Genomic DNA, 21,410 nt, shown 5'->3' on the forward strand with positions numbered 1-21,410 from the left:
GCGGCGTGCCGTGCGGTCGGAGCCGCCACGCCGGAGTTCGACGCCGGACATCCTGAATCCTGCGCGGCCGCGGCCTCAGACGAGCGCCTCGACGACCGGGCAGCTCGGGTGCGTCGGACCGGTCTCGACGAGCAGTGCGAGCGCGTCGCGCACGCGCCCGAGGTCGGCGATGCGCCGCTCGAGCTCGTCCAGCTTCGCCGCCACCTGCTCCGCGACGTCGCCGAAGGCGATGAGCTCGGGCTCCTCCGACAGGCGCAGCACGTCGCGCACCTCACGGAGCGTGAAGCCGAGCTCCTGCGCGCGGCGGATGAAGCGCACCCGGCGCACCGTCTCGGCGGCGTACAGCCGATAGCCCGCCGGCGACCGTCGCTCGGGTTCGACGAGCGCCTGGCGCTCGTAGAAGCGAACCGTGCTGATCGCGACACCGGCGGCGGCCGCGAGGTCGCCGATCGTCAACGTCGCCGCAGGCGCGTCAACCCGCTGAGCTGCAGAGCGAACCACACGACCTCCCCGATCAGGAACACGACGATCGTCGCGCTCTGCCCATTCAACAGCGCCCAGATCATCCAGAGCGAGAACAGCGCACGCCCGACGGTATCGATCGCGATGAGGCGCGCCTCGGGGCGGAGGATCCGCGCGACGGCCCACATCGTCACGACCGTGCCGAACATCGCGACGAACATGAGCGCCGTCGCTCCGAACTCGGGGAGCTGCGCGCCCGGGAGCCCCAGCGCGTCGTGCGCCCACCGGGTGAGACCGAGCACGGCGGCGGCGGTCCACGGCGTCGCGAACCCGACGGTCACGACGAGGTCGTAGATCGCCCCGGCACGGCCCCAGCGGGGGCGTCGTGAGCGGTCAGGGGGCCCGCTCGGGGCATCGGTGGGCGAGAGGGCTGCATCGCCTGCGGCGATCGAAGTGGTCATGCCGCCATGGTCGACCCTGCACCATGGTGCAGGGTCAAGTCGTGCGAGGCGGGGACGACGAAGGGGCGGATGCCTCCGCATCCGCCCCTTCGTGTCGTTCGCGCCTACTCGCCCGAGGCGGCGGCGAGGTCGGGCGTCGCGGGCCCTGTGCCGATCGCGGCGTTCGTGTTGACGCCCACGCTCACCGGCAGCTCGCGCTGGGTGGTCGTGAACACGAACTCGCCGTCCTTGAAGTCGACGTGCACGTGGTCGCCGGCGTTCAGCTCGCCGTGCAGGATCTTCTCGGAGAGGCGGTCCTCGACCTCGTGCTGCACCGCGCGACGCAGCGGACGGGCGCCGAGCGCCGGGTCGAAGCCGACCTCGATGAGGCGCTCCTTCGCGGGAACGGTGAGCTCGACGGTCATGTCGCGGTCGAGCATGCGCTCGCTGAGACGCTTCAGGAACAGGTCGACGATCTGCAGCAGCTCGGGCTTCGAGAGCTGCGGGAACACGATGATCTCGTCGACGCGGTTCAGGAACTCGGGCTTGAAGTGCTTCTTCAGCTCTTCGTTGACCTTGCCGCGCATGAGGTCGTACCCGGTGCGGGTGTCGCCCTCGAGCGCGAAGCCGACGGGCCCGCTCGAGATGTCCTTCGTGCCGAGGTTCGTCGTCATGATGATGACGGTGTTCTTGAAGTCGACGACGCGGCCCTGCCCGTCGGTGAGACGGCCCTCTTCGAGGATCTGCAGGAGCGAGTTGAAGATGTCGGGGTGCGCCTTCTCGATCTCGTCGAAGAGCACGACGCTGAACGGCTTGCGACGCACCTTCTCGGTGAGCTGGCCGCCCTCCTCGAAGCCGACGAACCCGGGAGGGGCGCCGAACAGTCGCGAGACGGTGTGCTTCTCGCCGTACTCCGACATGTCGAGCGAGATCATCGCGGCCTCGTCGTCGAAGAGGAACTCGGCGAGCGCCTTGGCGAGCTCGGTCTTGCCGACGCCCGTGGGGCCGGCGAAGATGAACGAGCCCGAGGGCCGCTTCGGGTCCTTGAGGCCGGCGCGGGTGCGGCGGATCGTCTTCGACAGTGCGGAGATCGCCTCCTCCTGGCCGATGACGCGCTCGTGCAGCGCCTTCTCCATGAAGACGAGCCGCGAGCTCTCCTCCTCGGTGAGCTTGAACACGGGGATGCCGGTGGCCTGCGCGAGCACCTCGGCGATCAGGCCCTCGTCGACCACGGCAGTGGTCTTGACGTCGCCCGACTTCCACTGCTTCTCGAGGCGCAGGCGCTCGCCGAGCAGGTTCTTCTCCTCGTCGCGCAGCGACGCGGCCTTCTCGAAGTCCTGCTCCTCGATCGCGGTCTCCTTCGCGGCGCGCACGACGGCGATCTTCTCGTCGAACTCGCGCAGCTCGGGCGGCGACGAGAGGATCGAGAGGCGCAGGCGCGCGCCGGCCTCGTCGATCAGGTCGATCGCCTTGTCGGGCAGGAACCGGTCGCTGATGTAGCGGTCGGCGAGGTTCGCCGCGGCGACGATGGCGCCGTCGGTGATGGAGACCTTGTGGTGCGCCTCGTAGCGGTCGCGCAGGCCCTTGAGGATGTTGATCGCGTGGGGAAGCGACGGCTCGGCCACCTGGATGGGCTGGAAGCGGCGCTCGAGCGCGGCGTCCTTCTCGAAGTGCTTGCGGTACTCGTCGAGGGTCGTCGCACCGATGGTCTGCAGCTCGCCGCGGGCGAGCAGCGGCTTGAGGATCGAGGCGGCGTCGATCGCACCCTCGGCCGCACCGGCGCCCACGAGGGTGTGGATCTCGTCGATGAAGACGATGATGTCGCCGCGCGTGCGGATCTCCTTCGTGACCTTCTTCAGGCGCTCCTCGAAGTCGCCGCGGTAGCGGGAACCGGCGATGAGCGAGCCGAGGTCGAGCGAGTAGAGCTGCTTGTCCTTCAGGGTCTCGGGGACCTCGCCCTTGACGATGGCCTGCGCGAGGCCCTCGACGACGGCGGTCTTGCCGACGCCGGGCTCGCCGATCAGCACGGGGTTGTTCTTCGAGCGGCGCGAGAGGATCTGCATGACCCGCTCGATCTCCTTCTCGCGGCCGATCACCGGGTCGAGCTTCGACTCGCGGGCGGCCTGCGTGAGGTTGCGACCGAACTGGTCGAGGATCTGCGAGCCGCCCTGCGGGGCCTGCTGCTCGTTCGCGCCGACCTGCACCTGCTCCTTGCCCTGGTAGCCCGAGAGCAGCTGGATGACCTGCTGGCGCACGCGGTTGAGGTCGGCGCCGAGCTTCACGAGCACCTGCGCGGCGACGCCCTCGCCCTCGCGGATGAGACCGAGGAGGATGTGCTCGGTGCCGATGTAGTTGTGGCCCAGCTGCAGCGCCTCGCGGAGCGAGAGCTCGAGGACCTTCTTGGCACGCGGGGTGAAGGGGATGTGCCCCGTCGGCTGCTGCTGGCCCTGGCCGATGATGTCCTGGACCTGCTCGCGCACCGCGTCGAGCGAGATTCCGAGCGACTCGAGCGCCTTGGCGGCGACGCCCTCACCCTCGTGGATGAGGCCGAGCAGGATGTGCTCGGTGCCGATGTAGTTGTGGTTGAGCATCTTGGCCTCTTCTTGGGCCAGGACGACGACACGACGGGCTCGGTCGGTGAATCTCTCGAACATGCTCTACTCCTCACGGCCCCACTGGGCAGGGGACGTCGATACAACGAGCGTAAACAAGCCGGATGCCCCGTGGGGCGCTGTTCGCCGTGGGCGCACCGCGGTTCGGGGCGGGCGCGGGGTTGACCCTCGGCGCATGAGCGCCTAGGTTATCGATATTCGTTGTTATCGATAATCGTTAGGATCTGCCATGGCCGCCACGCTCCCCGCTCCCGCCGTCTCCCGGGGCGACGCCGTCGCCCTGTGGGCCTTCATGGCCGCCGGCGTCGTGATCGCGGCCTGGGCCGTCTGGTCGGCCGTCGCCCGCATCATCGAGGTGCTGCCGAACCGCGACGTGCCGGTGCTCGCCGAGTTCGCGGGCACGACCGCCGACGCCCCGATCGGGGTCGACGGCGCCCCCGTCGCCGTCGAGCTCGATCGCGCGATCATCACCGCGCCGTCGCTGCCCGTCGCGTCGCTGTGGGCCCTCGTCCTGCAGCAGGTCGTCGTGATGGTCGCGGTCGTCGGCGTGGTCGTGTGCCTCGTCTGGCTCGCGCGCAACGTCAGCCGCAGCGTCGTGTTCAGCCGCACGAACACCGTGCTCGTCACGACGGCCGGCATCACCGGGCTCCTGGGCTACTTCGCGGTGCCGTTCCTCGGCAACATGGCGGCGAACGGCGCGTTCGCCGTGCTCAGCGACCGCACGTTCGACAACGTGATCCTCTCGGTCGAGCCGTTCGCGCTCGTCCTCGCCGCATTCGTGGTGGCCCTGCTCGGCACGGTCTTCGTGGTCGGCGAGCGGCTGCAGCGCGACACCGAGGGCCTCGTCTGATGGCGCCGGCCGAACCCGACGACGCCCACGACATCCACTGCCGGCTCGACGAGCTGCTCGAGGCGCGCGGGATGACCCTCACTCGCCTGAGCGAGCTCGTCGGGGTCTCGCTGGTGAACCTCAGCGTGCTGAAGAACGACCGAGCGCGGGCCATCCGCTTCTCGACGCTCCGGGCGGTCTGCGAGGCGCTCGACTGCGAGGTCGGCGAGCTCCTCGTCGTGCGTCGGCGCTGAACGACGACGGGCCGCCGGGGTCTCCCCCGACGGCCCGTCGCTCGATCCTCCGACTACTGCTCGGCCTTGACCGTCTGACGACGGCGGCGGATGAGGAGCAGTGCCGCGCCTGCGGCGAGTACCGCGAGACCGATCCAGCCGGCCGTGAGGCTCGCGCCGGTCGCGGGCAGCGGCGGCTTCTTCGGCGTGACCGGTGCGCAGTCCTCGCTCGAGGCCGAGCCGCTCCAGAACTCGATCGTCGCGGCGTTGAGCAGGCCGCTGCCGTCCTCGCCCATGCCCACCGTGCAGTCGGCCTGGTCGGAGGTGACGTCGCTGGCGACCACCGCGGTCACCGACACGGCGTACAGGTGCTCCTCGCCTGCCGGCAGCACCGCGGTCGCGACCTCGATGACGTCGATCCCGTTCCAGTCGGGGTTGATGAGCACCCCTTCGGGCCCGGTGATCTCGGCGGAGGTCGGCGTGATCCCGCCGCCGAACTTCAGCTCGTCGGAGAGGTCGTACGCCTCGTCCGTGGCGGAGCTGCTCGTCACCGAGATGGTGTACGAGACATCCCACGTGCCGTCGCCGTTGTCGACGGCCGGACCGTCGACGGTCTTGACGATGTCGAGCGGGCCCCTGGCGACGTTCTCGATCTCGCACGAGATGAGGTCGCCCGGCTGCACGGTGAAGTCGCTCGCGTCGATCGGCGACGGACCGGCCTCGCCGACCGGGTCGACCATGCACTCGAGCTCTCCGGCGACCCAGCCCTCGCCCGGGTCGGCCTCGGCCAGGGAGAAGCGCCCGCCGGGCAGCACGCCCTCGAACACCGCGGTGCCCGCGCCGCCCTCGGTCGTGACGCTCTCGACGATCGGCTCTCCGGCCGGCGCGCCCTCGGCGTCGAGCGGAGTGAGCTCGAAGTCGAACGTGCCGTCGCCGCCGACGGCCGACTTGGTCACCTCGATCATGCCGGGCACGGCGGTGTTGGTGAGCATGCAGTCGATCTGCGCGTCGATCTCGGCGATGAACTCGAATCCGGGCTCGTCTCCGTTGAGGTCCTCGAGCGCGCCCTCGCCGAAGCTGCAGGTGATCTCGCCCATCTCCCATCCGTCGACGGCCGACTCGGTGATCGTGTAGGCCAGGCCGGGCACGAGTTCGGTCCAGGTCACCGAGTCCGAGGACTCGCCGACTCCGCTCACCGTCTGCGTGCCGTCCTGCTCGCCCGGGACCGGGCTGATCGTGAGGTCGAACGCCCACTCGAAGCCGTCGGCGACGCCCTCGACGTTCTTCTCCACCACCACAGAACCGGGGAGGGCGACGTTCGTGAACACGCAGGTGATCACGGCGCCGGGCTCGAGCACGATCGCGGTCGACGCCCCCTCGGGGGTGCCGCAGCTGATGGAGTCGAGCTCCCAGTGCTCGGGCACGGTCTCCGTCGCGGTGTAGTCACCGGGAACGATGAGTCCGGAGCTCCACGGGTTCGCCTCGTCGTCGTTCGCGTCGTTGAGCGTGAACTGCTCGTCGGTGTCCTCGCCGACCAGCGAGAACGCGAAGTCCTGATCCCACTCGTCGGGGATGGTCTCCTTGTCGACGCGGATCTCGCCGCGCTGCGTGTTGGTGTACGTGCACTCGACGAACTCGCCGGGGTCGACGTCGAGCACCGCCGTCAGCGCCTCATCGTCGACGAGCGTGCCGTCGTCGGGGTCGATGCAGACGAGGTCCGTGGTGTCGTAGCCCTCGAGCGGGGTCTCGGCCAGGTCGTAGCTGCCGGGCTCGACCGAGAACACCTCGCTGTCGCCGGAGCCGTCGGTCGCGTCGATCGTGAAGGTCGACGGGTCCTCCAGCCAGCTGCCCGTGTACTCGAACACCGCGCCCTCGGGGCCGTCGACGATCTTGTGCACCTGGATCTCGCCGTTCTGCGTGTTCTCGAACACGCAGTGCACGCCCTCGCCCGCGACCGTGGTCACGGTCTCGCCGTCCTCGATCTCCGTTCCCTCGGGAGCGCAGGCGACATCGGTGAGGTTCCAGCCCTCGGGCACCGTCTCGGTGACCGGCACGTCGCTGCCGGGCAGGAAGTAGATCGGCGCACTCGTCTGGCCGTCGGTCAGCTGCACCTCGGTGCCGTCGACGTCGAAGGCGAACACCTCGTCGGAGCCGTCGGGCAGGGTCTGCTTCTCGACGGTGACCCACGAGGTCGTGTTCACGATCTTGCACTCGGTCACGTCACCGGTCACGACCGGGAACTCGTCGGCGGGGTCGTCGAGCGTGTAGGTCTCGCCGCCGACCTCGCAGGTGATCGAGAGCAGCTCCCACGGCAGGCCGTCGGCGATCGTCTCGGTGAGCGTGTAGTCGTCGCCCGCGAGCACCTCCGCCCAGACGTCGGTCTCGCTGATGCGGAGGGTGTCGTTGATCGCCGTGCCCCCGCCCTCGAAGATCGGGTCGCCGCTCGTGCGGATGACCTCGTAGTCGAAGTCGTCGGTGCTCGTGATGGCGGGCGGGTCGGAGAGCTTCTGGATGCTCAGGCCGCCGCAGTTGGTGATGATCAGCGCGTCCTGCGGCTCGAAGAAGTCCTGGATCTGGGCGGTCGGCGCGTTGCCGGTGCGCGAGAACGAGGTGCCGGTCGCGAAGCCCTCGCAGGAGTCGGGCTCGAAGAGGCCCGCTGCGGTCAGGTCGACGGCGAGCTCGCCGAACGTCTCGGGCTCGCCGGGCAGGTCGGGCCCTTCCGTGCGCACTCCGACCTCGGCGGCGAAGTCGAGCTCGATGTCGCTCTCGACCCACACACCCGGCCCGTCGGGATCGGCGCAGTCGTCGCCCTCGAAGGGGAACCAGGTCAGCACGTTCGCCGTCGTGACGTCGCCCGCGGAGTCGTAGTTGAACTCGATCGCGTAGTCGTCGCAGCGACCGGCGAGCGGACCGTCGAGCGTCGTGAACGTGCTCATGTCGCCGTTGCCCGAGAGGCGGGTCCAGTAGAGGTAGAACACCACGTGCTCGACGCCCTGATCGTCGGTGATGATCTCGTACGCCGCGCCGCCGCTGCAGACGTCGCCCTTGGCGTTGACGTTCTGCGGGCCCGGCTCCCATGGATTCGTGGCCTGGGTCTGGCTGCCCGGCGCGCCGGTGGCGTCGAGGACGTCGCAGGCGGTCGCGAGGGAGCCGTTGTCCCAGCCCTCCTTGCCGTCGACGATGCCCGTCGAGCTGTAGCCCTGCGTCGTGACGTACGGGCCGGTCGGCGTGAAGGTGTACGTGCCGTCGGCGGCGAGCGGCGTGAGGAAGCTGTTCCAGTCGTACGTGTCGGGCGGCGTGCCGCCCGTGCGATCGCCGTCGATCTCGAAGCCGGTCGCGAGTCCGCTCGGAAGCGTCACCGCGGCCGCCGGCGAGGCGATGAACAAGGGGGTCAGCAGCGCGCCGACCATCGTGGTGATGGCGACGGCCGCAGCGGGAATTCTGCGTCGGGGCACGGGTAAGCGTCCTCACGTGTCGGGTTGCCGTTCCGGATGAACGGCGCACGTGCGGGCAACGCTAGTGCAGTAGGAATCCTCACGAACAGGTTCGAGTCCGAACGTCTCGACCCCAGTTCAGGGGGCATTTCCGCGATGGGGTACAACCCGGCGTGCACCCGGGGTACTCTACGCCCGGCTACTTGATCGGGACGACGACCTCGGCGTCCTGCACCTCGACGACGAGCGGCTCGGTCGTCGTCACGTTCATCGGCGTCCAGAAGACGGTCGTGTGCGGCACCAGGTCCATCGTGCACATCTCGTCGGCGGGGCGCTCGACGAGGCCGATCGCGACGCGGTTGCCCTCGCCGGCCGGCTCGACGACCTCGATGCTCTCGCCCACGACCGGGCAGGTCGAGCTGCCCCAGATCGTCACCGCGAGCTGGCCGCCCTGGGCGAGCCATGCGGCCTGCGGCGCGCCCTCCTCGTGCTCGCCCTCGTCGGCGTGCTCGCCCTCCTCGGCGTGCTCGACGACGGGCTCGCCCGGGTAGTTCTCGGCCGCTCGCGTGGGCGGAGCGCACGCGGCGAGGAGGAACACGGAAGCGAGGGCCGCGGCAGCGAGGCCGGCACGACGGAGACGCACGGAGGTAGCCATGCCGCAATGGTATCGGTTCGGCACCCGGTCGCACCGCCTCCCCTCCACTCGGGTCGCGGGTCGTCGGACCGCGGGTCTCCGGGCCGGATTACGCTGGCAGCATGAGCAATCTCGAGAAGGACCCGCTCGAGCTGCTCTGCCCGCCCGACGGGCGGCAGGGCAGTGCGGTGCAGGTGCTCGCGCCGCGCGAGGTGCCGCTCGGCGGCCCACGTGCGATGGGCGTCCGACGCACCCTCCCACAACGCGGGCGCACCACGATCGGCGCCTGGTGCTTCGCCGACCACTACGGTCCCGACGACGTGGATGTCTCGGGAGGCATGGTCGTGCCGCCGCATCCGCACACCGGGCTGCAGACCGTGAGCTGGCTCTTCGAGGGCGAGATCGAGCATCGCGACTCCACCGGCAGCAGGGAGCTCGTGCGGCCCGGCCAGGTCAATCTCATGACCGCGGGCCGCGGCATCTCGCACTCCGAGGTCTCCACCCCCGCCACGACCAGGCTGCACGGGGTTCAGCTCTGGGTCGCCCTCCCCGACGCGTCCCGCCACGTGGCGCCGTTCTTCGAGCATGCCGACATCGGCCCCGCGACGGTCGACGACGCCGTGGTCCGTGTCTTCGCGGGTTCGCTGCCCGGCGTCGGCGACGAGGCATCCGTCACGCTCTTCAGCCCGCTGGTCGGCGCCCAGATCGACCTGCCCGCCGGCGGCGAGGCCTGGATCGACCTCGACCCGGACTTCGAGCACGGCGTGCTCGTCGATGCGGGGCCCGTCCGGGTCACCATCGCCGCGACCGACGACGAGGTCGACGACTCCCCCGTCGACGCCGACGGGCTCACCGTGTCGGGCCACTCGGCGACGCTCGAATGGAGCGAACTCGGCTACCTGCCGACCGGCCACGACGGCGTGCGCCTGACCGCCGGCGACCGCCCGGTGCGGGTCGTCCTGCTCGGCGGGGTGCCGTTCGGCGAAGAGCTGGTCATGTGGTGGAACTTCATCGGCCGCGACCACGACGAGATCGTCGAGTCCCGGAGGCTCTGGCAGTCCGAGGTCATCGGCCGGGACAACCCCGACGGCCGGTTCGGTCGCGTCGACTACGAGGGCGAGCCGTTGCCCGCCCCCGAGCTGCCCACCGTCCGGCTGAAGCCCCGCGGTTGAGGCCCAGCGGCGAGGCCCGCCGCGAGGCCTCCGGCTACTGCAGCGCCGAGGTGAGCCGCGCCAGGTTGTCGAGCACGGTCGCGCCGAGCGGCTGCTTCATCCACTCGTCGAGGGTGAGCTCGCGGCTGTCGCGCCGGTAGCCGTCTTCGACGGCGCGCATCTCGCGCACGAACGAGCGCCCGCGCACGAGGAGCGACACCTCCATGTTGAGCTCGAAGGAGCGGATGTCCATGTTGCTCGACCCGATCACCGCGACGTCCTCGTCGATCGTGAAGTGCTTCGCGTGCAGGATGTACGGGGCCTTGTACATGTAGATCTTGACGCCCGCGCGGAGCAGCGCCTCGTAGTACGAGCGCTGCGCATGGTAGACGAGCGCCTGGTCGCCGATCTCCGAGACGAAGAGCTCGACGTGGATGCCGCGCTGCGTCGCCCCGCTGATCGCGTAGAGCATCGCCTCGTCGGGCACGAAGTACGGGCTCGTGATGATGATCTTCTCCTGCGCCGCGTAGAGCAGTGCGAGGAAGAGCTTGAGGTTGTTCTCGCTGCGGAACCCCGGCCCGCTCGGCACCACCTGGCAGTCGAGGTCCTGCGCCTCGCCGGGCTGCGTCAGCGACTCGGCGAGGTCGCGGGTCGGCTCCTCGCCCGTCTCGAGGTACCAGTCGGTGGCGAAGATCGCGTCGAGGCCGGCGACGATGGGGCCCTCGACCCGCGCGACGAGCTCCTTCCACTTCAGCCCGCGGCGCTGGTTGCTGCGCTTGTTGTAGCTGCGGTCGATGACGTTCTGCGACCCCATGAACCCGACCTCGCCGTCCACGACGAGGATCTTGCGGTGGTTGCGCAGGTCGGGCCGCTGGTACTGGCCCTTGAGCGGCTTCACGGGCAGCATGAGCTCCCAGCGCACGTGCATCGCGTCGAGCCGCGCCAGGGTCTTGCGGTACCCGCTGACGCGACGCGAGGCGATGTGGTCGAGCAGCACCCTCACCTCGACGCCACGGGCGACCGCATCGCCGAGCGCCTCGAAGAAGGGCTCGGTCGTCGCATCGAGCGCGAAGATGTAGAACTCGACGTGCACGTACCGCTTCGCATCGTGGATGGCGTCGGTCATCGCCGCGAGCGAGCCCGCGTAGTCGCCGATGAGGCTCGCGCTGTTCTGGCCGATGAGCGGCATCGAGCCGAGGTTGCGGTTCAGGCGCACGACACCCTCGAACCAGCTCGGCCAGGCGCTCGATTCGCTCACCCGTTCGACGCCGTGGGTCGACTCGCGGATGTAGCGGTCGACCTCGGCCTGCTTCTCGCGGCGGTGCTTCGGCAGCTTCGGGTTGCCGATGAGCACGAAGAACAGCACCCCGAGATAGGGGATGAAGAAGATCGCGAGCAGCCAGGCCATGCCCGCCGTCGGGCGACGGTTGCGCGGCACGACGATCACCGCGATGACGCGGACGATGAGGTCGAGGATCAGCAGAAGCACGCCGACGACGAGCGTCGTCTGCGAGAGCCCCGGCTCCATGCCGGACTAGGCCGTCGGCCGTTCGCGACCGAGCTTCGCGCGCTCCTCGGCTTCGATGCGCGAATACGCCTTGCGCTCGGTGCGGTCGGCGCGGATGATCGCACGCATCACGAACCAGAAGATGAGGCCGATGAGCACGGTCGGCGCGAGCGACCAGATCGCATTCGCCCAGTAGTCGTCCATAGTGCTCTCAGGATATACGGCTTCCCTGCGAGTTCCACCGACCGCGCGCAGCGGCGGTCAGCGCACGAGTCGCTCGCCGGCGCGGATCGGCACCGGCCACCGATTTCCGGGCACCGGCATGACGCAGACGTAGTGGTCGGAGAACGCGCACGGGGGGAGGTAGGCGCGGTTGAAGTCGACCACGGCGTCGCCGTCTGCGGGCACCGGGAAGCGGATGAACCGGAAGGCGTGGCTCTCGACCCCCGCCGTCGCGTCGGCGAATGCGGCGAAGTACCAGCCGTCGTCCTCCTGCACCGTCAGGGAGAAGGCGGCGCCCTCCCACTCGAGGTCGACGATCGCGTCGAACGACTGCGTCGCGGCGTGGTCGTCGACCGACCGCGTCGCCTGGGTCGTCGCCGAGGGGCGGATGCTCCCGCGCAGGCGCGCGGCCTCCGAGAACTCGAATCGCTCGATCGACGAGATACCCCGGGCCGCCGGGGCCCCGGGGTCGAGCACCCGCAGCGCGACCGAGCCGTCGCGCGAGAAGGCGCGCAGCAGGAGGCCCGCAGCCTCGAGATGCTCGCCCGGTGCGAGCCGGACGCCGTCGCCGAGCACCTCGCCGTCCACGGCGCTCCAGCTGCCCGGCAGCCCGTCGACCGTGGTGGGCTCCGCCGTGAGCCAGTGGGTGGCCGCGAGGGTCGCGACGCCCCATTCGCCCCACACGCGCGCCTCCCGCTCATCGATCCAGCGCTCGTGCTCCGCTCGCAGCTCCATCGGGGCTCCCGTCCTCCGCCTCCGCAACGTCATGTGACGCCCGGATACATATTGTTACACCATCGAAACCTCGAGATATATAGCCTGTGCCTATGGAGCTGGAGAACGCAGGACTCATCGAGATCGATGCCCTCACGCGCGTGCTCGACGTCCACTCGCTGCGGATCCTCGTGGCGATCGACCGCACGGGCTCGATCAGCGCGGCCGCACGCTCGCTCGGGTTCAGCCAGCCCACCATCACCCAGCACGTGCAGCGCCTCGAGTCGCGCCTCGGCACCCCGCTCGTCGCCCGCACCGCGCGATCGGCCAGCCTCACCCCGATCGGCCAGCTGCTCGCGGCCCACGCCCCCCGCATCGATGCGAGCCTGACGGCCGCGGCGACCGAGCTCGCGAGGGCGCTCGGGCACCGCGTGGGCACCGTCCGCATCGCGGCCCCCGCCGAGGCCGTCGTCGGCACGATCGCACCGGCCCTCGCCCGCATCGGCGCCGACATCCCCGGCGTCGAGGTGCGCTTCGTCGAAGCCGAGAGCGACGAGGCGCTCGAACTCGTGCGCTCGGGTCGGGCCGACATCGCGGTGATCACCGGCACGGCCGGCGAGCGCGGCCAGCGCCTGCGACGCGACGGACTCCGGTCCACGTTCCTCTACGGCGAGGAGATCATCGCCGCCTTCCCGTTCGACGAGTCGGCCGAGCCCGGGGTCCGCGTCGAGGCGTCCTCGCTCGCCCACCTGCCCTGGATCTTCGGCGACGGCACCCGCTCGGCCGTGGTCGCCGAGGTCGTTGGCCGGGCGAGCGGCCCCGCCGATCTCGAGATCAGCCGTCCCGACGCCGCACTCGCGCTCGTCTCGGGCGGGTTCGGTGCCGCATTCCTGCCCGAGAGCGCGTTCGCGACGGCGCCGCCCTCGGGAGTGCGGGTCGTCGGGCTGAGCCCGGCGCTGAGCCTGCGCACCGTCGCCGTCACGCTCGCCGAGGCGAGCGAGATCCCCGCCGTCGCGGCGAGCCTGCGCATGCTCGCCGCGCGCCGTCCGAGCGGCTACGAGGTGGAGGCCCTGGCCGAAGCCCGTCGCCGCTCGAACAGTCACCGCGCGCGCTTCGCGCGTCCGATCGCCCTCGCAACACTCCCCCGATTGCAAGAGGAGGACCCCCTCGTGTCCGCAACATCCCGTTCCCGCATCGCGCGCGCCGGCGCCGCAGCAGCAGGCGTACTGCTGCTGGCCGCCTGCACGAGCGGCACCGCAGCGTCGAGCTCCGGCACCGACACCGGCGAGGAGATCGACCACATCAGCGTCGCGCTGCCCGGGTCGCTCTCGAACCTCTACGTCGGCCAGGAGGCCGGCATCCTGAACTACTACATCGCGTCGATCGCCCAGGAGGGCCTCGTCTCGGTCGACGCCCAGGGCCGCGTGCAGCCCGGCCTGGCCGAGTCGTGGGAGCAGACGGACGACGTCACGTACGTCTACGAGCTCCGCGAGGACGCCGTCTTCCAGGACGGCACGCCCGTCACGGCCGACGACGTCGTGTTCAGCCTCGAGCAGGCGCGCGACGAGACGGCCTCGCCCGGCCTCGCGTACTACCTCGCCGGCGTCGACACGATCGAGAAGACCGAGGAGCACGAGGTGACGATCACCCTCGCCGCCCCCGACGCCGCCTTCGCCGCGAACATGAGCTCGGGCGGAGCCGCCTTCATCACCTCGCAGGCCTTCTGGGAGGAGCACGGCGGCAAGGTCGGCACGGCCGACGCGCTGCTGCTCGGCACCGGGCCGTACCAGGTGACCGAGTTCGTGCCCGACTCGCACGTGCAGCTCGAACGGGTCGACACCTGGTGGGGCGAACTGCCCAAGGTGAAGTCGATCACCGTCGAGTTCATCCCCGACGAGTCGACGCGCCTGCTCGCGGCGCAGTCGGGCGACGTCGACGTCGCGTTCAACGTGCCGCTCGCCCAGTCGACCCAGTGGGAGCAGCTCCGGACCATGCGCGTCGAGTACGTCAACGACCTCTCGTACGTCGGGCTCTACTTCAACACCTCGCTCGCCCCCTTCGACGACCCCAAGGTGCGCGAGGCCTTCGCGCACGCGGTCGACCGCGACGCCGTCGTCGAGAAGCTGCTGCGCGGCCACGGCGAGGCGGCGACGGCGATCATGACGCCCGAGTCGCTCGGCAAGGCGTACGACGGCGACGAGGCCCGCGAGATCCTCTCCGGCATCCCGCAGTACGACTTCGACCTCGACGCCGCGAAGGAGGCGCTCGCCGCCTCCGAGCACCCCGACGGCTTCGAGGCCGAGCTCCTCACCCCCTCGACCGGCCCGCAGCTCGGCACGGCCGCCCAGTCGCTCGCCGAGAACCTCTCGACGATCGGCATCACGCTGAACGTGCGCGAGGTGCCCATCGAGGAGTGGCTCGCGAGCCTCGACGCCTCGTCGAGCTACGGCGTCGGCATGATGTGGTACTTCTCGACCCTCGGCGACCCGGCGGAGGTGCCGAGCTACCTGCTCGGCGCCGGCAACCCCTCGGCGTACTCGAATCCCGAGATCGACGAGCTGCTCGCGCAGGCCGGCACCGAGTCCGACCCCGCCGCACGGGTCGACCTGCTCGTGCAGGCCGAGACCCTCCAGGCGGAGGACGTCGTGAACGTGCCGCTCTGGTGGGGCCAGTCCGCCACCGCGTTCGCGAACGACCTCGGCTTCGACGACTACAGCTCGTTCGCCTTCATCTCCTCGTGGCCGACCCAGCTCTACCGCACCGCGCCGTGACCGAACCCGCTCCGACCGCACGCGCACCGCGACTCCGGCCCATCGGCCGGATGCTCGCGGTGCGCGTGCTGGGCACCGCGGCGATCCTCTTCGTGCTCTCGATCGTCGTGTTCTCGATGCTGCACCTCGCCCCCGGCGACCTCGTCAAGACGCTGCTCGGCACGCGCCCCGCCTCGCCCGAGGCCGTGGCCGCGATCCGCGAGCAGTACCACCTCGACGATCCGCTGCCGGTGCAGTACCTGCGCTGGCTCGGCGGCGTGCTGACCGGCGACCTCGGCGAGTCGATCCGCCTGCAGACCTCGGTCGCCGATGCGATCGCGTCGAGGCTCTGGCTGACCCTCGCCCTCTGCGGGCTCGCGTTCGCGATCGCTCTCGCCGTCGGCATCCCGCTCGGTGTGCAGAGCGCCGTGCGCGCCGGCGGCCTGCTCGACCGCACCGGTACGACGCTCGGTGTCATCGGGCTCAGCGCCCCCACCTTCGCCGTCGGGCTGCTGCTGCTGTACGTCTTCGCGTACTACCTGCCGATCTTCCCCGTGTACGGCGGCGGGCGCGGGCCGCTCGACACCCTGTACCACCTGGTGCTGCCGGCCGTGACCCTCGCGGCGGGCCTCGGCGCCATCGTGCTGAAGCTCACCCGCACTGCCATGCTGCGCGAGCTCGACGCCGACTACGTCACCTCCGCTCGCGCGCGGGGCATCCCCGAGGCGCGCACCCGTCGGCTCGCCCTCCGCAACGCGGCCATCCCGATCGTGACCGGCGCGAGCCTGCTGCTCACCTTCCTCGTCGGCGGCACCGTGCTCGCCGAGACGACGTACGCGCTCCCCGGCCTCGGCACGCTCCTGCAGGACTCCGTGCTGTTCAAGGACCTCGCCGTCGTGCAGGCCCTCACGCTGCTCGTCGCCCTCGTGATCGCCGTGATCGCGCTCCTCGCCGATCTCGCCTACCTGATGCTCGATCCGCGCGTCCGCGACCAGGGGGTTCCCGCATGACCGTCTCGCTCGGCGCCGTCGGCGTCGGCTTCCGCTCCCGCCGCCGCATCCCCGCGACCATCGTCGCCTGCCTCGTCGTGCTCGCCGTCGCGCTGCTCGCCGTGCTCCTCGGCCCGCTGCTCTTCCCCGACGCGACCAAGCAGGACATCCTCTCGAGCCTCATGCCCGCGGGCTCCCCGGGGCACCCGCTCGGCACGGACGAGCTCGGGCGCGACATCCTCGCCCTCACCGTCGCGGGCACCGCGTCGGCGCTCGTCGGCCCGGTCTGCGTGGCGGTGGGCTCGATGCTCCTCGGCATCCTGCTCGGCACCCTCGCCGGGTACGAGCGCGGCCCGCTCGACTTCGCGATCAGCCGGTGGACCGACCTGCTGCTCGCCCTCCCGGTGCTGCTCGCCGCCATCGTCGTCTCGGGCGTCTTCGGCGGCGGCTACTGGACGACGGTCGCCCTCCTCATCCTGCTCTTCTCGCCGTCCGACATCCGCATCGTGCGGGCCGGCGTGCTCGAGCAGGCGGCGCGCCCTTACATCGAGGCGGCCCAGATGCTCTCGCTCTCGCGCTGGCGGGTGATGTTCCGGCACATCCTGCCGAACGTCTCCTCGCTCGTCATCACGAACGCGATGCTCAACGTCGCGTTCGCGCTCGTGGCCTTCTCGTCGCTGTCGTTCCTCGGGGTCGGCGTGCCGCCCGGCACCGCCGACTGGGGCCGCCAGCTCACCGACAACCGGGCCATCATGTTCGACAACCCGGCGGCGGTGATCGTGCCGGCGATGCTCATCATCGCCGTGGCCTGCTCCGTCAACCTCGTCGGCGACTGGCTCGGCCAGCGCCTGACCCGCTCGGGAGGTGTCGCATGACCGGCGTCGAGGTGGCGATCGAGGGCATCACCGGCCCGGCGGGTCCGATGGTCGAGGCCTTGTCGTTCGGCGTCGACGCAGGCTCCTCGCTCGCGCTCATCGGCGAGTCGGGCTCGGGCAAGACGCTCACCGCCAAGAGCCTCGTCGGGCTGCTCCCCGGCGGCTTCGCCGCTGCGGGCGAGCTGCGGGTCGACGGTCGCGCCCACCGGCTCGAGGCGACGGATGCCGCGTGGCGCCGCGTGCGCGGCCGCGAGGTCTCGCTCCTCCTGCAGGACCCGTTCACGAGCCTCTCGCCGGTGCACCGGTGCGGGCCCCAGATCGCCTGGACCCTCGAGGCGAAGGCGGGCCGACGCCTGTCGAAGCGCGAGCTCGACGACGCCGTCGCGAGGCGGCTCGACGAGGTCAACCTGCCCGCCCGCGTCGCGCGCGCCTACCCGCACGAGCTCTCGGGCGGCATGCGCCAGCGGGTCGCGATCGCCGCCGCGCTCGCGAGCGATCCGCGCCTCCTCATCGCCGACGAGCCGACGACCGCCCTCGACGCGTCGAACCAGGCCGAGCTCCTCGACCTCCTCCGAGAGCTCCAGCACGAGCGCGGCATGGCGATGCTGCTGATCTCGCACGACCTCGGGCTCGTGCGCGGTCGCACCGACGAGGTGCTCGTCATGCGGCACGGCGCGGTCGTCGAGCGCGGGAGCACCTCGACGGTGCTCTCGACTCCCGAGCACGCGTACACCCGCGCGCTCATCGCGGCCGACCCCGCGCTCTCGCTCGAGGCGGACTCGCTGGAGACCGAGCCGCCCGGGCGGGCCGGCGACACGCTCGTCGCCGAGGGCGACGTGCTCCGGTCCGACGGTGCCGACGCGCGCGGGGCCCGCACGCCCCTCGTCGCCGCCACGGGCATCGTCAAACGCTTCGGGCTGCGCACCGTGCTCGACGGCGTCGACCTCGCCATCGCGCCCGGTCAGGTCGCCGGCGTCGTCGGCGAATCGGGTTCGGGCAAGTCGACCCTCGCCCGTTGCATCGCCGGCCTCGAGCGCGAGGACGGCGGCTCGATCGCCTTCGACGGGCGGCCGCTCGCTCCGGGCCGTCGCTCGCGCACACCCGAGCAGATGCAGATCGTGTTCCAGGATCCGTACTCGTCGCTCAACCCGATGATGACGATCGGCGCGATCCTGCGCGAGGCGCTCGCGGTCGGCGGCCGCCGGGCCGACGAGGTCCCCGCGCTCCTCGAGCTCGTCGGCCTTCCCCCCGAGGCCGCGGCGAAGCGGCCCGCCCAGCTCTCGGGCGGGCAGCGCCAGCGCGTCGCGATCGCGCGGGCGCTCGCCCCAAGGCCGCGCCTGCTCATCTGCGACGAGTCGGTCTCGGCGCTCGACGTGCAGGTGCAGGCGCAGATCCTCGACCTGCTGGGCCGACTGCGCGACGAACTCGACATCGCGATCCTCTTCATCTCGCACGACCTCGCCGTCGTGCGCCGCATCGCCGACACCGTGACGGTCGTCTGGCAGGGGCGGGTCGTCGAGCACGGCTCATGCGCACGGGTGCTCGACGACCCGTCGGAGGACTACACGAAGCTCTTGGTCGCGGCAGCGCACCGCGACAGCACCGGAAGGACGAACGTCGCATGACGACCACCATCGACCCCCTGCTCGACGACGACCTGCTGTCGGCCCTCGGCGAGGCCCGCGCGGCCCGCTGGGCCTCGCCGCGTGCGCCGTACTCGCCGCGGATCGACCTCGCGCATCGCGACGGCCGGGCCGCGGCAGCGGCGCTGACCTCCCGCCGCGGGGCGACCGCCGCGGTGAAGATCGTCGACGTCTGGTGGCGCGACGAGGCGGATGCCGAGGCGGCCGCGGGCCTCGTCGACGAGATCGTCGCCCGCGCGGCGGCGGCGGGCGACGCCGCCGTGAAGTGGGAGGTGCCGCTCGGCCGGGAGCTGCCCGGGTTCGCACTCGAACGGGGCTTCGTCCCGCTCGCGCCGCCGCACCCCTCCGCGCCCGGCACGCTCGCATCGCACGGTCACGTGCGCTGGCTGCGCGACGTGCCCCACGAGGAGGCCCCGTACTACGCCCAGACGACGCTCTACACCTGCGGCGCGGTGAGCGGGCTGCTCGCCGTCGAGGCGACCGGGTCGGTCGGCTTCGCCGGTGCATCGGATGCCGCGCCCGACGGGTCGGCGGACGCGGCCCCCGCCGACCGCCCCGCCCCGTCGATCGCCGACCGCGACCTCGAGCTCGCGTTCTGGCGGCGGGCGAGCAACTATCCGGCCATCGAGCCCGTCGGCCTCGGCGTCGTCATGCGCGAGACCCTGCCGGCCGAGACGCCCGTCGAGGTCTTCCTCGACCACGACGGTCCGGTGCTGATCGAGGCGTACACCGGGTTCGAACGCGACTTCCGCGCCGAGCTGCAGGCGGAGTCGCTGCGCCAGGCGGCGACCGCCGGGGTTCCGGTGCACCGCACGCGGATCGCGATCGAAGAGGTCGCGCGGCGCATCGCCGGCGGCGAGCTCGCGCTGCTGCTCGTCGACGAGGCGCCGATGCACGGCGAGGCGGGGCCGCACTGGGTGCTCGCGCACGCGGCCGGCGAGGGCGTCGTCGTGATCGAGGATCCGTGGATCAGCTCGGACGAGGGCGAGACCTGGGTCGACTCGCACGAGCTGCCGATCGCGTACGCCGACCTCGACCGCATGGTGGCGTGGGGCGAAGCCGGGTACCGCGGCGTCGTCTTCGTCGGGCGCCGCTGACCGCAGGCCGTGCGACGGCGTCGGCCGTGCGCCGGGCTCCGCACCTGGCACCGGTCGGGGCCGGGCTCCGCGCCCGGCGCCGGTCGGGGCCGGGCGTGCCCGGCCCGGGTCACCCCCGGGTCAGCAGGCCCCAGACGCCCGAGCCGACGAGGTAGAGCCCGATCGCCCCGACCACGATCCAGATCGCGAGCCGGGTGTTCGACGGACGCTTCGGATCCTGCTCGGGCTCGAGCTGGTCCTTCGGGAGGTAGTCGTTCATCGCCGGGGCATCCGTCTCGCTACTTGACCAGCGGGAACAGGATCGTCTCGCGGATGCCGAGACCCGTGATCGCCATGAGCAGCCGGTCGATGCCCATGCCCATGCCGCCCGAGGGCGGCATGCCGAACTCGAGCGCCCGCAGGAACTCCTCGTCGAGGCGCATGGCCTCGGGGTCGCCGCCGGCGGCGAGCTTCGCCTGCTCGACGAAGCGGTCGCGCTGGATGACGGGGTCGACGAGCTCGGAGTAGCCGGTGGCGAGCTCGAAGCCGCGGATGTAGAGGTCCCACTTCTCGACGACGCCGGCGATCTCGCGGTGGCCGCGCACGAGGGGCGAGGTGTCCTCGGGGAAGTCCATGACGAAGGTGGGCCGCACGAGGCCGCCCTTGATGTGGTGCTCCCACAGCTCCTCGACGAACTTGCCCGGGATCGGGTGGTCGATCTCGATGCCCGCCTCGTCGGCGAGCTCCTTCAGCCGCGACATCGGCGTCTCGGGCGTGATCTCCTCGCCGACGGCCTCGGAGAGCGAGCCGTACATCGAGATGCGATCCCACTGGCCGCCGAGGTCGTACTCGGTGCCGTCGGCCCAGGTGACGACGTGCGAGCCCGACACGGCCTGCGCCGCGTCCTGGATGAGCTGCTGCGTCAGGTCGGCGATCGTGGTGTAGTCGCCGTAGGCCTCGTAGGCCTCGAGCATGGCGAACTCGGGGCTGTGGGTCGAGTCGGCGCCCTCGTTGCGGAAGTTGCGGTTGATCTCGTACACCCGCTCGATACCGCCGACGACGGCGCGCTTGAGGTACAGCTCGGGCGCGATGCGCAGGTAGAGCTCGGTGTCGAACGCGTTCGAGTGCGTGACGAACGGGCGCGCGGAGGCGCCGCCGTGCATGACCTGCAGCATCGGGGTCTCGACCTCGATGAAGCCGAGGCTCGTGAAGGTCGACCGCAGGCTCGCGTTGACCTTCGCACGGTCGATCACGTTGCGGCGCGCCTGCTCGCGGGCGATGAGGTCGAGGTAGCGCGAGCGCACCCGGTTCTCTTCGCTCAGCTCGTTGTGCAGGTTCGGCAGCGGCAGGATCGCCTTCGACGCGATGCGCCACTCGCTCACCATGATCGAGAGCTCGCCGCGACGGCTCGTGATGACCTCGCCCGAGACGAAGACGTGGTCGCCCAGGTCGACGAGCTCCTTCCAGGCGGCGAGCGACTCCTCGCCGACCTCGGCGAGCGAGACCATCGCCTGGATGCGGCTGCCGTCGCCCGACTGCAGGGTCGCGAAGCAGAGCTTGCCGGTGTTGCGCGAGAAGACGACGCGGCCGGCGAGGCCCACCGTCTCACCCGAGGCCTCGTCGACGCCGAGGCCGACGAAGCGGTCGCGCACCTCGGGGATCGTCGCGGTGATCGGCAGACGCACCGGGTAGGCGCCGAGACCGAGGTCGGATGCTTCGTCGATGAGCCGCGCGCGCTTGGCGAGCCGCACGGCCTTCTGCTCACTGATCTCTTCGGCAGTGGGTTCGGCGGGCTGGTTCGGCGTCTCGTCGGCCATGGTTCTCTCTCGTCGCGCGGAA

General features: G+C 71.0%; 18 protein-coding genes. 8 read left to right on the top strand and 10 right to left on the bottom strand.

From position 1 onward, the window contains the following. Window positions 1–75 precede the first annotated feature (75 nt). The 3 genes from ACFVTH_RS03395 to ACFVTH_RS03405 form a co-directional block, all read right to left on the bottom strand. Entirely contained in the window at window positions 76–456 is a 381-nt protein-coding gene (locus ACFVTH_RS03395) for a MerR family transcriptional regulator (RefSeq protein WP_387086745.1), read from the bottom strand. Further along, entirely contained in the window at window positions 453–923 is a 471-nt protein-coding gene (locus ACFVTH_RS03400; RefSeq protein WP_387086747.1) for a hypothetical protein, read from the bottom strand. Before ACFVTH_RS03400 ends, ACFVTH_RS03395 begins: the two co-directional genes overlap by 4 nt. Before the next feature lie 104 nt (window positions 924–1,027). Further along, the gene (locus ACFVTH_RS03405; protein ID WP_386939585.1) at window positions 1,028–3,556 is read right to left on the bottom strand and encodes an ATP-dependent Clp protease ATP-binding subunit; all 2,529 of its coding nucleotides are present in this window, start codon (window positions 3,554–3,556) and stop codon (window positions 1,028–1,030) included. A 187-nt stretch (window positions 3,557–3,743) separates the two neighbouring features. Here ACFVTH_RS03405 and ACFVTH_RS03410 point away from each other — a divergent pair, with 187 nt between their 5' ends. Both ACFVTH_RS03410 and ACFVTH_RS03415 read left to right on the top strand, forming a co-directional pair. Then, window positions 3,744–4,364: a hypothetical protein gene (locus ACFVTH_RS03410; protein ID WP_387086749.1), complete on the top strand. Its 621-nt coding sequence runs from the start codon at window positions 3,744–3,746 to the stop codon at window positions 4,362–4,364. Then, entirely contained in the window at window positions 4,364–4,597 is a 234-nt protein-coding gene (locus tag ACFVTH_RS03415) for a helix-turn-helix domain-containing protein (RefSeq protein WP_387086751.1), read from the top strand. Before ACFVTH_RS03410 ends, ACFVTH_RS03415 begins: the two co-directional genes overlap by 1 nt. 53 nt (window positions 4,598–4,650) lie before the next feature. On the opposite strand, the gene ACFVTH_RS03420 is transcribed toward ACFVTH_RS03415, so the two are convergent. Further along, window positions 4,651–8,031: an LPXTG cell wall anchor domain-containing protein gene (locus tag ACFVTH_RS03420; RefSeq protein WP_387086753.1), complete on the bottom strand. Its 3,381-nt coding sequence runs from the start codon at window positions 8,029–8,031 to the stop codon at window positions 4,651–4,653. Between the two features lie 178 nt (window positions 8,032–8,209). Continuing rightward, the gene (locus tag ACFVTH_RS03425; protein WP_387086755.1) at window positions 8,210–8,665 is read right to left on the bottom strand and encodes a hypothetical protein; all 456 of its coding nucleotides are present in this window, start codon (window positions 8,663–8,665) and stop codon (window positions 8,210–8,212) included. A 101-nt stretch (window positions 8,666–8,766) separates the two neighbouring features. Here ACFVTH_RS03425 and ACFVTH_RS03430 point away from each other — a divergent pair, with 101 nt between their 5' ends. Further along, complete coding sequence (locus ACFVTH_RS03430; RefSeq protein ID WP_387086757.1) at window positions 8,767–9,816, top strand: pirin family protein; 1,050 nt, start codon at window positions 8,767–8,769, stop codon at window positions 9,814–9,816. Between the two features lie 34 nt (window positions 9,817–9,850). On the opposite strand, the gene cls is transcribed toward ACFVTH_RS03430, so the two are convergent. Genes cls through ACFVTH_RS03445 form a run of 3 tightly spaced genes read right to left on the bottom strand, consistent with a single transcriptional unit; the run spans window position 9,851 to window position 12,259 of the window. Continuing rightward, window positions 9,851–11,323, bottom strand: coding sequence for a cardiolipin synthase (cls, locus tag ACFVTH_RS03435; protein WP_387086759.1), 1,473 nt, complete (start codon window positions 11,321–11,323; stop codon window positions 9,851–9,853). 6 nt (window positions 11,324–11,329) lie between these two features. Further along, complete coding sequence (locus ACFVTH_RS03440) at window positions 11,330–11,506, bottom strand: hypothetical protein (RefSeq protein WP_386898416.1); 177 nt, start codon at window positions 11,504–11,506, stop codon at window positions 11,330–11,332. A 57-nt stretch (window positions 11,507–11,563) separates the two neighbouring features. Beyond that, a complete protein-coding gene (locus ACFVTH_RS03445) occupies window positions 11,564–12,259 on the bottom strand; it encodes a DUF1684 domain-containing protein (protein WP_387086761.1) in 696 nt (231 codons plus the stop codon). Window positions 12,260–12,351: 92 nt separating this feature from the next. Here ACFVTH_RS03445 and ACFVTH_RS03450 point away from each other — a divergent pair, with 92 nt between their 5' ends. From ACFVTH_RS03450 to ACFVTH_RS03470, 5 genes are read left to right on the top strand one after another with little or no spacing between them, the layout of a single operon-like run. Then, window positions 12,352–15,009, top strand: coding sequence for an ABC transporter substrate-binding protein (locus ACFVTH_RS03450; protein WP_387086763.1), 2,658 nt, complete (start codon window positions 12,352–12,354; stop codon window positions 15,007–15,009). Continuing rightward, window positions 15,006–15,998 carry an ABC transporter permease gene (locus tag ACFVTH_RS03455; protein WP_387086765.1) on the top strand — a complete coding sequence of 331 codons (993 nt, stop codon included), beginning with the start codon at window positions 15,006–15,008 and terminating at the stop codon, window positions 15,996–15,998. Before ACFVTH_RS03450 ends, ACFVTH_RS03455 begins: the two co-directional genes overlap by 4 nt. Continuing rightward, window positions 15,995–16,852: an ABC transporter permease gene (locus tag ACFVTH_RS03460; protein WP_387086767.1), complete on the top strand. Its 858-nt coding sequence runs from the start codon at window positions 15,995–15,997 to the stop codon at window positions 16,850–16,852. The genes ACFVTH_RS03455 and ACFVTH_RS03460 overlap by 4 nt, the downstream gene beginning before the upstream one ends. After that, window positions 16,849–18,477 (top strand): dipeptide ABC transporter ATP-binding protein, encoded by a 1,629-nt coding sequence (locus ACFVTH_RS03465; protein WP_387086769.1) that lies wholly within the window; start codon window positions 16,849–16,851, stop codon window positions 18,475–18,477. The genes ACFVTH_RS03460 and ACFVTH_RS03465 overlap by 4 nt, the downstream gene beginning before the upstream one ends. Next, window positions 18,474–19,592: a peptidase C39 family protein gene (locus ACFVTH_RS03470; RefSeq protein WP_387086771.1), complete on the top strand. Its 1,119-nt coding sequence runs from the start codon at window positions 18,474–18,476 to the stop codon at window positions 19,590–19,592. Before ACFVTH_RS03465 ends, ACFVTH_RS03470 begins: the two co-directional genes overlap by 4 nt. Before the next feature lie 109 nt (window positions 19,593–19,701). Here the strand turns inward: ACFVTH_RS03470 and ACFVTH_RS03475 are convergent, their stop codons facing one another. Both ACFVTH_RS03475 and lysS read right to left on the bottom strand, forming a co-directional pair. Further along, on the bottom strand, window positions 19,702–19,851 hold the full coding sequence (locus ACFVTH_RS03475) for a hypothetical protein (protein ID WP_157423149.1): 150 nt from the start codon (window positions 19,849–19,851) through the stop codon (window positions 19,702–19,704). 19 nt (window positions 19,852–19,870) lie between these two features. Further along, on the bottom strand, window positions 19,871–21,388 hold the full coding sequence (lysS, locus tag ACFVTH_RS03480) for a lysine--tRNA ligase (protein ID WP_387086774.1): 1,518 nt from the start codon (window positions 21,386–21,388) through the stop codon (window positions 19,871–19,873). Between the last annotated feature and the right edge of the window lie 22 nt (window positions 21,389–21,410).

Origin of the sequence: Agromyces sp. NPDC058104 (assembly GCF_042884835.1) — a bacterium.
Taxonomy (GTDB): Bacteria; Actinomycetota; Actinomycetes; order Actinomycetales; family Microbacteriaceae; genus Agromyces.